14 protein-coding genes are annotated in these 12,606 nt (G+C 63.7%); 3 read left to right on the plus strand and 11 right to left on the minus strand.

Features of this window, described 5'->3' with window-relative positions; translation table 11 throughout:
• The first annotated feature begins 117 nt into the window (after positions 1–117).
• Together AC3EMP_RS04845 and AC3EMP_RS04850 are read left to right on the plus strand one after the other, a co-directional pair.
• Positions 118–483 (plus strand): VOC family protein, encoded by a 366-nt coding sequence (locus AC3EMP_RS04845; RefSeq protein WP_023672270.1) that lies wholly within the window; start codon positions 118–120, stop codon positions 481–483.
• 53 nt (positions 484–536) lie between these two features.
• Complete coding sequence (locus AC3EMP_RS04850) at positions 537–1,385, plus strand: alpha/beta hydrolase (RefSeq protein WP_352710587.1); 849 nt, start codon at positions 537–539, stop codon at positions 1,383–1,385.
• Between the two features lie 85 nt (positions 1,386–1,470).
• On the opposite strand, the gene AC3EMP_RS04855 is transcribed toward AC3EMP_RS04850, so the two are convergent.
• From AC3EMP_RS04855 to AC3EMP_RS04870, 4 genes are all read right to left on the minus strand, one after another.
• Complete coding sequence (locus tag AC3EMP_RS04855; protein ID WP_023681380.1) at positions 1,471–2,457, minus strand: Gfo/Idh/MocA family protein; 987 nt, start codon at positions 2,455–2,457, stop codon at positions 1,471–1,473.
• Positions 2,458–2,535: 78 nt separating this feature from the next.
• Positions 2,536–3,111, minus strand: a complete 576-nt coding sequence (locus AC3EMP_RS04860; protein ID WP_023681381.1) for a YceI family protein — start codon at positions 3,109–3,111, stop codon at positions 2,536–2,538.
• Positions 3,112–3,179: 68 nt separating this feature from the next.
• Entirely contained in the window at positions 3,180–3,758 is a 579-nt protein-coding gene (locus AC3EMP_RS04865; RefSeq protein WP_023687445.1) for a cytochrome b, read from the minus strand.
• Positions 3,759–3,908: 150 nt separating this feature from the next.
• The gene (locus AC3EMP_RS04870; RefSeq protein ID WP_023687444.1) at positions 3,909–4,799 is read right to left on the minus strand and encodes a LysR family transcriptional regulator; all 891 of its coding nucleotides are present in this window, start codon (positions 4,797–4,799) and stop codon (positions 3,909–3,911) included.
• Positions 4,800–4,894: 95 nt separating this feature from the next.
• Here AC3EMP_RS04870 and AC3EMP_RS04875 point away from each other — a divergent pair, with 95 nt between their 5' ends.
• Positions 4,895–5,890: an aldo/keto reductase gene (locus AC3EMP_RS04875; protein WP_352710590.1), complete on the plus strand. Its 996-nt coding sequence runs from the start codon at positions 4,895–4,897 to the stop codon at positions 5,888–5,890.
• 219 nt (positions 5,891–6,109) lie between these two features.
• Here the strand turns inward: AC3EMP_RS04875 and AC3EMP_RS04880 are convergent, their stop codons facing one another.
• From AC3EMP_RS04880 to AC3EMP_RS04910, 7 genes are all read right to left on the minus strand, one after another.
• Positions 6,110–6,712: a nucleotidyltransferase family protein gene (locus tag AC3EMP_RS04880; protein ID WP_352710591.1), complete on the minus strand. Its 603-nt coding sequence runs from the start codon at positions 6,710–6,712 to the stop codon at positions 6,110–6,112.
• A gap of 143 nt (positions 6,713–6,855) precedes the next feature.
• Positions 6,856–9,264, minus strand: coding sequence for a phenylalanine--tRNA ligase subunit beta (gene pheT / locus AC3EMP_RS04885; protein ID WP_352710592.1), 2,409 nt, complete (start codon positions 9,262–9,264; stop codon positions 6,856–6,858).
• Positions 9,264–9,713, minus strand: a complete 450-nt coding sequence (locus AC3EMP_RS04890) for a GFA family protein (RefSeq protein ID WP_050485728.1) — start codon at positions 9,711–9,713, stop codon at positions 9,264–9,266. Before AC3EMP_RS04890 ends, pheT begins: the two co-directional genes overlap by 1 nt.
• Complete coding sequence (pheS, locus tag AC3EMP_RS04895) at positions 9,710–10,762, minus strand: phenylalanine--tRNA ligase subunit alpha (protein WP_033000863.1); 1,053 nt, start codon at positions 10,760–10,762, stop codon at positions 9,710–9,712. Before pheS ends, AC3EMP_RS04890 begins: the two co-directional genes overlap by 4 nt.
• A gap of 296 nt (positions 10,763–11,058) precedes the next feature.
• A complete protein-coding gene (gene rplT, locus AC3EMP_RS04900; protein ID WP_027049077.1) occupies positions 11,059–11,460 on the minus strand; it encodes a 50S ribosomal protein L20 in 402 nt (133 codons plus the stop codon).
• A 39-nt stretch (positions 11,461–11,499) separates the two neighbouring features.
• A complete protein-coding gene (gene rpmI, locus AC3EMP_RS04905) occupies positions 11,500–11,703 on the minus strand; it encodes a 50S ribosomal protein L35 (RefSeq protein WP_006201248.1) in 204 nt (67 codons plus the stop codon).
• Between the two features lie 184 nt (positions 11,704–11,887).
• Positions 11,888–12,526 (minus strand): methyltransferase family protein, encoded by a 639-nt coding sequence (locus tag AC3EMP_RS04910; RefSeq protein ID WP_023681388.1) that lies wholly within the window; start codon positions 12,524–12,526, stop codon positions 11,888–11,890.
• Positions 12,527–12,606: the final 80 nt, after the last annotated feature.

The following is a 12,606-nucleotide window of genomic DNA, read 5'->3' on the forward strand; positions in this document are numbered from 1 at the left end:
AGAAGACGTTTCGCGGCCTCGAAAAGATTCGTCGCCCGGCGAATCTTTTCGATCGTCCGGATCGTCTTTCCCGTCGACGGCTGCGCGGCAGCCGTCCAGGAGCAGGAGAGACCCATCATGCACATCCAGTTTGCCGAATTGCCGGTGTTCGACCAGGACCGCGCCAAGGCCTTCTACACCGGACATCTTGCTTGCCAAGTGGCGGAGGACCAGCTGATGGGCGACAGCGGCTGGCGCTGGATCGAGCTGACATTTCCCGGCGCCGTCACCAATTTGCATTTCGTCAAACGCCCCGATGACACGCCGGGCACTGAGCCCGTGCTGGTGCTCGTTGATGGCGATGTCGAGGCAACGGTCGCGGGCCTGAAGGCGCGCGGCGTCGAAATCATCACCGAGCCGCAGGAAGCGCCTTGGCAGCCGGGCCGCACAGTCGCCGAATTCCGCGACAGCGAGGGCAACCGCATGGTTGTCGCCAGCAAATGATCGGACCCGGCGCAAAGCCGAACTTTGACATGAGAACAACAGGAGAGATGGACATGACCCCCCAAACGTCGACGCTGAAAGTACCGGGCGCCAGCCACTATCATGAGATGCGCGGTTCCGGCCCCGTACTGTTGATAATCCCCGGCGGACCGCAGGACGCCGGCGTCTTCGCCGATGTCGCGGGCCACCTCGCCGACCGCTACACGGTGGTCGCCTATGATCCGCGCGGCAATTCGCGCAGCACCTTCGACGGAGAGCCGCAAGAGCAGGACCTCGATGTCCATGGCGACGATGCCGCGCGATTGATCGAGGCGCTTGGCGCCGGACCGGCCTATGTGTTCGGCACCAGCGGCGGCGCCCAGATCGGGCTCAACCTCGCCGCCCGCCATCCCGGCCGGGTTCGTGCACTGGTGGCGCATGAGCCGCCCAGCATGATGCTGCTCGACGACCCGTCGCCGTCACTGGCCGGCATGCGCGACCTGCACGACACCTATCGCAGCCAGGGTGTCGAGGCGGCGATGCAGAAATTCTTCAGCGAGAACAGCCTGTCGGAAGGGCCGGGTCAGGATGAAGCCGGGCCGCAGGACGGACCGCCTTCGTTCGAACCGTCGCCCGAGGAGGCCGAGACCTTTGCCAGGGTCAGCGGCAATTTCGAATACTGGCTGGCGCATGGCGTCATGCCGCTGTCGCTCTACCGTCCTGATATCGAGGCGCTGCGCGGCCGCCCGGTCGTGGTCGGCATCGGCGAAGAGTCCATCGGCCAGCCGATCGACGGCATGGGCAAGGCGCTGGCCGACGGGCTCGGCAGCAAGCGCGCCGCCTTCCCCGGCGACCACATGGGCTTTGCGCCCTATCCCGACCGCTTCGCCGAGACCTTGCACCTGACGCTCAGAGGCGCGTGAGATCGTCAGTTCAACAGGAAAGGAGCGTCCGCATGCACAATGCGGACGCCCTTCTCCCATGAAATTACCCGCTAAGATTGCTGTATCAGACGGCCTCCCAGCCTTCCTTGCCGCCGGCGCGGAAGATGGCGTCGATGACCTTCTGGTTGAGCACGGACTCCTCCAGCGTGAAGACACGCTCCTTGCCACCCTGTGCCGCCCTGGCAAACGTCTCGACCTCGCGCCGGTATTGCTGCGTGCCGGGAAAGCGGAACACCTGCGCCTCCGTATGGTTCTGGTTGTGCAATTCGATGCGGTGATGGTCGTAGAGCCCGGCATTGAACGGCGAGAACACCTCGATGAAACCCTTCTCGCCGTGGAACACCATCACCTGCCGCGCCGCCATCTGCGTCGACAGATAGAAGGACAGTTCGAAATCGCCGAAATCGGCGCGGATCGAGGAATAGATGTCGGTGCCGAATTTCTTGTCGCGCTCGATCGTCGCCTGCACGCGCAGTGGCTCCTTGCCGCTCGAAAACCGCGTCGACACCGTCGGATAGACGCCGATATCAGGCAGCGCGCCGCCGCCGAGATCGAGCTGGTTGCGCATGTTGGTGGGATCGACATTGTAATAGGAGAAGGCGCCCTGCACATGGCGCAGCCGGCCGATGGCGCCATCGGCGATGAGATCGCGCACCTTGATCCATTGCGGGTGGTAGATGACCATGAAGGCCTCGCAGACCAGCACCTTCTTCTGGTCGCGCAGCTTGATCAGCGGTGCGATATTCTTGGCGTCGAGCGCCAGCGGCTTTTCCACCAGCACATGCTTGCCCGCTTCGATGGCCTTGGCCGTCCACTCGACATGCTGCGAGGTCGGCAGCGGGATGTAGACGCCGTCGACGTCTTTCGAAGCGAGCAGCTCCTCATACGAACCAAAGGCATGCCTGGCGCCGAACCGCTCGCCCAGGGCCTCGGCCTTCGACAGGTCGCGGCTGGCGATCGCGGACAAAACGCCATTCTCGGCCTCGACGATTGCCGGCAACAATTGCTCGCGGCCGATCTTGGCCGTCGACAAAACACCCCATCGGAACATCAGGCTTCTCCTATCGATTTACAGGCGAGGAGGTTTGCCCGAAATTGCAGGAAAAGCCAATGCGGATCGCTGGTCCTGCTAGCCTCGCTTGCCCGTTAGCGTCATGTCGAAATTGACGATATTCGAATAGATCGGCGTGCCGACATCCATGCCGTACCGGGAGCGCAGCACCTTGCCGGTGACGTGGAATTTAATGACGCCGCCCTTCAGCCCGCCGAGCTCGGCAGTGAACTTTTCCGCAAACGTCTTGCCGCGCGCCGTCAGCCGGCCGCTGACCAGCGCCGTGGTGTCGCTGGTTCGGGTTACGCTGGTCGAGCGGAACTGGATTTCGGGGCTGTTGGCCACGTCGAACACCGCATCGGAGCGCAGGAAGGCGTCGATGCGGCCCTGGCCGGTGCCGACGCTTTCGGGATAGATGGTGAAGTTGACCGCGGAACGGCCGACATCGCTGTTGTCGATGCGGATGGAGCCCTTGAAGCGGCCAAAGGCGCCGTCGAGGCCGCCGCCACCGACCTTGCCGATGGAGAAGCGAATGCTGGAGCTGGCCGGGTTGACCGTGTAGCTGCCGGCAGCGTCGCCGAGGTCCACAGCGGCGGAGACAGGCATGGCAAGGCAAGCGGCAACAGCCGCCAATCCGAAGATGCGCGCATACATGGGTTTTGTCCTTCTGGGGCAGGCGAAGTGTTGCGCCCTCACTCCAATGAACGAATGCGCGGCGCGCGCTATTCCATGTCCTGATCTGACGAAGGCGTGATCATGCGCGTGAGCACGCTGTCGCGCAGCCAGAAATGATGCCGCAGCGCCGCCAGCGCATGCAGCGCAACCAAGGCAATGCCGGCATAGGCGAGATACCAGTGTGCTACCGCCCAGAAGTTTTCCGCCGCATCGGACACGCCGAGCGGCAGGTTCGGCATCACGAAAAGGTTGAACGGCATGCTGGGGATCTCCAGCATCGACACCGAAACCAGTGCCCAGCCGGACAGCGGCACCGCGAGCTGGAAGCCATAAAGTGCCAGATGCGCCAGCGGCGCCGTCCGACGCTCCAGGCCTCCGACCGAGGCCGGCAAGGCCGGGGCCGCATTGCCGAGCCGCCAGGCAATGCGCAGGATGAGGAGGCCGAGCAGCAGGAAGCCGAAGGATTTGTGCAGCTGGATCAGCTCGAAGGCGGTGCGCTGGCTGGTCAACCGCACCATGATGAAGCCGAGCATGAACTGGCCGATGAACAGGATGCCGATCAGCCAGTGGAGGACGATCGCCGCCCAGCCGTAGCGGGTTGAGTTGTTGGTGATGAATGCCGGCATGGCTGGTGAACGAATGGCAGCTGGGCTTTCTTCCACCCTCCCCCTTGTGGGGAGGGTCGGCGCGAAGCGACGGGGTGGGGGGTAGCGCCCTACGAAGACTCCCACCCCGATCCGCTACGCGGATCGACCCTCCCCACTAGGGGGAGGTGGCTAAGCACCGACCTTGAAGAAATCCACAAACGCCCGCAGCGCCGGGCGCATCTGGCGGCGGCTGGGGTAGTAGACGAAGAAACCGTCGAAGGGCGGGCACCAGTCTTCCAGCACGCGGATCAAGCGACCGTCGGCGAGCGGCGCGCGCACATAATCGTCGAAGACGAAGGCGAGCCCAGCGCCGTCGACCGCCGCCTGGGCGATCAGATGGTCTTCGTCGAGGATCAGCGGCCCTTGCGCCGCGATCTCGATCTCTTCGCCATCCTTCTCGAATTCCCAGCGGTAAAGAATGCCGCTGGAAAAACGGAAGCGGATGCAGCGGTGGTCGGCAAGATCGCGCGGATGGCGGGGTCTTGGCATGGTCGCGAAATAGGATGGCGCGCCGACCACGGCGCCGCGAAGGTCCGGTCCGATGCGCACCGCGATCATGTCGCGCTGCAGGCTCTCACCGAGCCGCACGCCGGCATCGAAGCCGCCTTCGACGACGTCGGTGAAGCGATCCTCGATGACGATTTCCAGGACGATGTCAGGATAGGCCGCGGCAAAGCCGCCGAGCCTGGGCGTCAATGCCAGGTGGGCCGCGGTGCGCGGCACGGTCAGCCGCAGGTTCCCGGCCGGCCGGTCGCGCGCCTCGATCGCCGTTTCCAGCGCCAGATCGATCTCGGACAGCGCCGGCCGCAGCCGTTCGAGCAGCTGCGCGCCCTCCTCCGTTGGTGCCACGCTGCGGGTGCTGCGCGCCAAAAGCCGCACGCCCAGCCGCGCCTCCAGGCTGGACACGGCATGGCTAACTGCCGAGGGCGCGATGGCCAGTTCGCGCGCCGCGCCGCGAAAACTACCGCATTGGGCGACTGTTGCCAGTACAGCGAGTTGAGAAAGATGCGCTCGGTTCATTGCTCTATTTTATAGAACAGCCCGTGCGAATGACAGCCAATTATCGAACGTAAAGCTAGGCGCTATCTCTGTTCATCGCAACAAGGAGATGGGCCATGAAAACCCGCAAACTTGGTACTGAACTCGAAGTCTTCCCCGTCGGCCTCGGCTGCATGGGCATGAGCTTCGCATATGGCGGTCAGGCCGAGGCGGATGCAATCGCCACGCTGCGCCGCGCTGTCGAGATCGGCGTGACGTTTTTCGACACCGCCGAAGTCTATGGTCCCTTTGAGAACGAGATCCTTCTCGGCAAGGCGTTGAAGCCGGTGCGCGACAGGGTGACGATCGCCACCAAATTCGGCTTCAAGATTTCCGAGGAAGGCTCAGGCCTCGAACGCATGGTCGGCGTCGATAGCCGCCCGGAGCACGTCAAGGCGGTGGCCGAAGCCTCGCTGAAGCGGCTCGATACCGATGTCATCGACCTCTACTACCAGCACCGCGTCGATCCCGGCGTGCCGATAGAGGACACGGTCGGTGCCATGGCCGAGCTGGTGCGCGATGGCAAGGTGCGGGCGCTGGGCCTGTCGGAGGTCAGTGCCGCCACCATCCGCCGGGCGCACGCCGTGCATCCGATCGCTGCCGTGCAGAGTGAGTACTCGCTTTGGAGCCGCGACCCCGAAGACGAAGTGTTCGATGTCTGCCGCGAACTCGGCATCGGCTTCGTCCCCTACAGCCCGCTCGGTCGCGGCCTGCTCACCGGCACCATCGCCAAGCCCGAGGCCCTCAGCGACGACGATTGGCGCCGCACCTTGCCGCGTTTCCAGGCCGACGCCATGGCGGCAAACGCCAAGGTCATTGCGACGCTGGAAAAGCTGGCGGTGGAAAAAGGCGTCGCATCGGCGCAGCTGGCGCTGGCTTGGGTGCTGCACCAGGGCGACTTCATCGTGCCGATCCCCGGCGCAAGAAAGATACGCCATCTCGAGCAGAACACAGCGGCGGCCGGGATCGAGCTGAGCGCGGCTGAAGTGGCGGCGATCGGCGATGCGCTGTCGCCGGACAAGGTGGTTGGCAAGCGCTATACGGAGGAGCTGTTGGCGCTGGTGAATGGGTGAACAAGCGGGGGAGCTTGGCGCCCTGAGAAGTCAGCGCGCGGCACCCCCCTCTGTCCTGCCGGACATCTCCCCCGCAAGGGGGGAGATCGGCTGTCGTCGCTGTTTTCGCCAATCACCAACGTTGCAGAAAGTGCGCCAACGATGAAGCTGCCAATCTCCCTCCTTGCGGGGGAGATGGCCGGCAGGCCAGAGGGGGGTGCCTCGCGCCGCCATTTCGTATTACCAAGGCACCACCGTAATCTCCGGCCAGCACGCCTTCGCCCTCGCCCCCTTGGCCTCATGCGTGCGCCTGTTATCCATCAGCCGGTTGGGCGTGATGCGAAACGCGAAGAGGTCATCCAGCCCGAACGGCGCCACGACCTCAAGCTGCCCATCGGCATCGTATCGCACCCCGACCGCATGCGTCTTCGAAGCAAAATAGCTCACCGACTCGCTGGAACTCGTATAGCGAGGGCAGGGCTGGCCGAATTTCTGCGGATACCACAGATGCACCCGTGCCTGGTTGCGCACCTCGGCCGGCAGAGCCAGCCCCTCGAAATGCTGCGCGGCTCGACGGATGACCGCGTCCTCGGCCTCGTAGGACAGGTCGCTGTCATCGAAGTAGAAGAGATCGACATCCTTGATGCCGTAGCCCGGCGGCTTGCCGGTCAGGTGGTTCCAGATGCTGTTGTAGAGCGCGCCGGACACCACCAGCCAGTCCGGCAACGCCAGCGTGCGGGCCCGCTCCAGCGCGTCGCTGACGAGCGCATCCGCCAACACCATGGCGAGAAACGCTTCGCGCTGGGCTTCGAACGGCAGACCGGAATAGCGCAGATGGTCCATCGCCCTTTGGAGAGCGATTCGCAACTGCCGGCAATCCTCAGAAGCAATTCCAGGAAAAGTGTGTAGCGGTTTTCCTGGGAAAGCGCGCCGCGCTTTCCCTAAGAATTGCGTGAAGTCGAAATACGTAGGCGGCGTTAGCCGCTCTACGTTCTCAGCAAGCCGCCCGTTTGCTTGCCGACATTGTCGACGATGCGCTTGGCCAGCGCCTCGAAATCCTCGTCGGTGAGCGTCTTTTCAACCGGCTGGATAGATACTTCGATGGCAATCGACTTCTTGGCGGTCCCGAGAGATGCCCCCTCGAAGACGTCGAACACCGAAACGCCGGTGATGAGCTTCTTGTCGGCAGCGAGCGCCGCGCGCACCAGCGTACCGGCCTCGATCGCCTTGTCGACGACGAAAGCAAAGTCGCGCTTCACCGCATGGAAGGCGGACAGCTCGAGCTTCGGCTTGGTTTTCGTCGGCTTGGCCTTCGGTTCCGGCACGGCGTCGATATAGACCTCGAAACCGCAGATCGGTCCGGAAACGTCCAACCCCTCCAGCGTCTTCGGGTGGAATTCGCCGAACGTGCCGAGCACGGTCTTCGGGCCGAGCTTGATCGTGCCGGAGCGGCCGGGATGGTACCAGGCCGGACCGCCTGGCTCGATCTGCAGCCTGTCGACCGGGGCGCCGCAGGCTTCCAGCGCTGCAATCGCGTCGGCCTTGGCGTCGAACACGCCGACCGGACCGGAATTGCCGGCCCAACTGCGGCCGGAGCCGTCGAGCTTGGCGGTGCCGCGGCGCACACCGGCCGCAACGCGCCGCTGCTGGTCGGGGCCGTCGCCCTCATAGGTACCGGAGACCTCGAACAGCGCGACATCGCCGATGCCCTTGTCGGCATTGCGCTGCGCGGCGACGATCAGGCCGGGCAACAGCGAGGGCCGCATATCGGACATGTCGGCTGCAATCGGATTGGCGAGCTTCAGCGCCGTCTGGCCGCCGCCGAACAGTTCGGCGTGTTTGGCCGGGATGAACGACCAGGTGAGAACCTCCAGCATGCCCCGCACGGCGAGCGAGCGCTTGGCAGTGCGGGTGCGAACCTGCAGCGTGGTCAGGATCCTGGAGTTGACCGCGTCATGCGCGCCGAGCGGCTGCGGCGCGATGTTGTCGACGCCGTGGATGCGCATGACTTCCTCGACCAGGTCGGCCTTGCCGTCGACGTCAGGACGCCAGGACGGCACCGCCACATCGACGATGTCGTCCGAGCCTGACGGCTTGAAGCCGAGGCGCGAAAGGATGTCGAGGCTTTCCGCCTTCGGCACCTCGATGCCGGTCAGCCGCTTCACTTCCGAGATCGGGAAGGAAACGATCTTCGGCTTGTAGCCGGCATAGCCGACCACCTCCGTCTCGGTCGGCTCTCCGCCGCAGAACTCCAGCACCAGCTTTGTCGCCAGCTCGACGCCGGGCACCATGAATTCCGGGTCGACGCCGCGCTCGAAGCGATATCGCGCATCGGTGATGATGCCGAGCGTGCGGCCGGTGCGCGCCGTGGTGATCGGGTCCCAAAGTGCGGATTCGATCAGCACGTCGGTGGTGTTCTCGTCGCAGCCCGAATGCTCGCCGCCCATGATGCCGGCGATCGACTCGACGCCGTCCTCGTCCGCGATCACGCACATCTCCGGCGTCAGCGTGTATTCGCGGCCGTCGAGCGCCTGCACCTTTTCCCCATCCCTGGCGCGGCGCACCGTAAGGTTGCCGGCGACCTTCGCGGCGTCGAACACATGCAGCGGCCGGCCGCGGTCGAAGGTGACATAGTTGGTGATGTCGACGAGCGCGCTAATGGGCCTGAGCCCAATAGCGATCAGCCGCTGCTGAAGCCATTTTGGCGACGGGCCGTTCTTCACGCCCTTGACCAGGCGCAGCGCGAAGCCCGGGCAGAGTTCCGGGGCCTCGATCGTCACCTTCACCGGGCACATGCCGTTGCCGGCATGCGGCATGATCGCACCGCCGACGAGCCGGCCAAGCCCGCTTGCCGCCAGGTCCCGGGCGACGCCGTAAATGCTGGTCGCATCCGGCCGATTCGGCGTCAGATTGATCTCGATCACCGGATCGTCGAGATGCGCGTAAGCCGCGAAGCTGGTGCCGACAGGCGCATCGGCCGGCAGGTCGATAATGCCATTGTGCTCATCCGACAGCTCCAGCTCGCGCTCGGAACACATCATGCCATGGCTCTCGACGCCGCGGATCTTGCCGACGGTCAGCGTCACGTCGATACCGGGCACATAGGCGCCGGGCGCGGCGAAGGCGCCGATCAGGCCGGCGCGGGCATTCGGCGCACCGCACACCACCTGGACAGGGGCTGCGCCATTGCCGGTGTCGACGGTCAGCACCCGCAGCCGGTCGGCGTCGGGATGCTGCACCGCCGTCAGCACCTTGGCGATGACGAACGGCTTCAGGCCGGCCTTGTCGTCGACATGCTCGACTTCGAGGCCGATCGAGGTCAGCCTCTCGACGATCTCGTCGAGCGTGGCGTCGGTGTCGAGATGATCCTTGAGCCAGGAAAGGGTGAGTTTCATCACTGTGTTCCGTTTTGTCTGTACCCGCCCGGACCTTGTCCATCGGGTCTGGGCACGCTTGTCTTCAAATGGCGCGGCAAGTCGTCGGGCATATGCACGAAAGGCAGCTGCTCGCGCACATAGGCATGGTGCGTCGGCCGGAAATAAGCCGGCATGTCCATGGCGCCCAGCATGAAATAAATGTGGTCTTCCAGCCGCTCGTCGACATAGGCGATAGGCGAGCCGCAAATGCCGCAGAACGAGCGTGTAACCGGGCCGTTCTCGTACATCTTCAGCGCCTTGCCGGTGAAAGCCACCTGCTCGGTCAGAAAGCCGACAAAGGCCGACACCGGCGCACCGCTGGCGCGCCGGCAATCGCCGCAATGGCAATAGCTGATATGGTGCGGTTCGACTGATGCCTCGAACCGTACCGCGCCGCAGCGGCAGCCACCGGCGTGCGGCGCCGTCATGCGGAAAGACCTCCGAACAGCGTCGGCATGTCGAGCGGCCTGAAACCGTAATGCGACAGCCAGCGCACATCGGCGTCGAAGAAGGCGCGCAGGTCCGGCATGCCGTATTTCAGCATGGCGATCCGGTCGATTCCCATGCCCCAGGCAAAGCCCTGATATTCGTCGGGATCGAGCCCGCCGGCACGCAGCACACTGGGGTGGACCATGCCGCAGCCGAGGATCTCCATCCAGTCGGAGCCTTCGCCGAAGCGCACTTCGCCGGGCCGCGAGCGGTCGCACTGGATGTCGACCTCGAGGCTCGGCTCGGTGAACGGGAAGAAGGACGGCCGGAAGCGCATCTTCACCTGCGGCACCTCGAAGAACGCCTTGCAGAACTCCTCCAGCACCCATTTCATGTTGGCGACATTGGCCGATTTGTCGATCACCAGCCCCTCGACCTGATGGAACATCGGCGAGTGGGTAGCGTCGGAATCCTGCCGGTAGGTCTTGCCGGGAATGACGATGCGGATCGGCGGCTTCTGCTTCTCCATGGTGCGGATCTGTACCGGCGAGGTGTGCGTGCGCAACAGCTTGCGCTCGCCCTTTTCGTCCGGCTGGAAAAAGAAGGTATCGTGCATCTCGCGCGCCGGATGCCCTTCGGGGAAATTCAGCGCGGTGAAATTGTAATAGTCGCTCTCGACATCGGGACCTTCTGCGATGGCAAAGCCGAGATCGCCGAAGATCGCCGCGATCTCGTCGATGACCTGGCTGATCGGATGGATGCGGCCGCGCTCGGCCGGCGATTGCCGCACCGGCAGCGTCACGTCGACCGTCTCGGCGGCAAGGCGCGCCGTGACCGCCACATCCTTCAGCTCGGCCTTGCGTGTCGTCAGCGCTTCGGTGACGCGGTTCTTCAGGCCGTTGATCGCGGGGCCCTTGACCTGGCGCTCCTCGGCGCTCATCGCGCCCAGTGTCTTCAGCAATTCCGAGATCGACCCCTTTTTGCCGAGAGCCGCGACGCGCACGGCTTCGATAGCAGCCTCATCGGCGGCCGACGCGACGTCGGCCATCAGGGAGTTTTCGAGAGTATCCAAGCCGGTAGCTATGTCGTTCACGGTCAAACTCGCTGTGTTGGGAGTCAACTTTGAGGTGAAAGTCACTTTCAAGTTGAAAGTTCAGCCATAAGAAAAACCCGCGCCAGCCGTGCCAGCGCGGGTTCCCCAATCAGAATTGCGAATGCTGGGAAGCGCTGGGCTCGGAGCCCGATCCCGAAAAGTTGCAGACTTTTCGGAAAGATCGCGCTCCTCGCTGAATTTCCCTGAGCATGATGTTGTCCAAAAAGTCAGCAACTTTTTGGCATCATGCTCTAGGCGACAGCGCTTTCAAAAGCATTCGGGGTGGTGTTCTTCAGATATTCGAGCGCGACCTTGGCCTTGGCCACGAGTGCGGCGAACGCCTGCGGTTCATGGATGGCCATGTCGGACAGGATCTTGCGATCGATCTCGATACCGGACTTGTTGAGGCCGTCGATGAAGCGGCCATAGCTCAGGCCATGCTCGTGCGTCGCGGCGTTGATGCGCTGGATCCACAGCGCGCGGAACGAGCGCTTGCGGTTCTTGCGGTCGCGATACGCATACTGCATCGACTTTTCGACCGCCTGCTTGGCGATGCGAATGGTGTTCTTGCGGCGGCCGTAGAAGCCTTTCGCGGCTTTCAGGACCTTCTTGTGCTTGGCGTGCGAGGTGACGCCTCTTTTTACGCGTGCCATGTCATGATCTCCTTAAACGCTGTTCCTGAAACCGAATGCTCAGAGGCCGTTCGGCAGAAAATTCTTGATGACCTTCTTGCCATCCGGTTCAGCCAGAACCATCGTGCCGCGGGCATTTCGAATGAACTTGTTGGAACGCTTGATCATGCCGTGACGCTTGCCGGCCGCAGCCGACAGGACTTTACCCGTACCTGTGATCTTGAACCGCTTCTTGGCGGCCGATTTGGTCTTCATCTTGGGCATTTTGCTACTCCGTATTGGTGGCGCACAATCGCGCTTCTTGTTCGCTTCGGGCGGACCAAAAGCCCGAAAAGCAAATGAAACCGCCACGGCATGCCCTGCCGGGCGGTTTTCTTGGAACGGCGGTCCTATACGTCAAAGCGGGCTGGCGCGCAACACCCGAGCGGCTGCGACGCTCTCTCCGCGATCAGGGCAGCCTAAACAGCACCGGCAGAATGCCCGATTGCTGGGCACCATCGATGGTCTCGAACACCGGCAACGCCACCAGAAACACCAGCCCGTCGAGCAAGGTGGTCAGCAAGAGGCGCGGCTTGAAGCTGCCGGTGTCGCCTTCCTGGTAGAGCGACAGCTGGGGGAAGAAACGCGGCACCCGCGCCAGATAGGCTGTGTAGGGCGCGCCGAGAACCTCCTTGAGATACCGTTCCTCGCGCAGGATGACGATGTGGAAGGCGCCGGCGCACAAAAGCGCAAACAGGACGATGCCGGAGAACGAGCCGATCTGCGCCCCGACGCCGGCGGCGGCAACGGTCGAGAACACGTAGAGAGGATTGCGGGTGATCGAATAGGGTCCGCCGGTGACCACTTCGGAGGATTTGCGCCCCCCGATATAGAGTGTCGACCACAAGCGGCCGACGACGCCAAGGAAGATCAGCAGCACGCCGACCATCTCGATCGTTTCATGCACCGGGGTATCGGGCGGGAAGGTCGACTGGCCGAACAGCAGTGCCGCAAACAGCACCACCACCAGCACCGCAAGCACCATCCGGCGCATGTGCTGGTAGCCGCCCAGCTCCTTGATGGGCGCAGGGTTGATTTCATTGGCCATGTCGGGAATCCGATCGTCGAGAAGCTTTGCCGGCGATCGCGGCGTCTGGACAGGAGAATCGGCGTCCCGCCGATCGCCGG

The organism is Mesorhizobium sp. P160219, assembly GCF_057786095.1.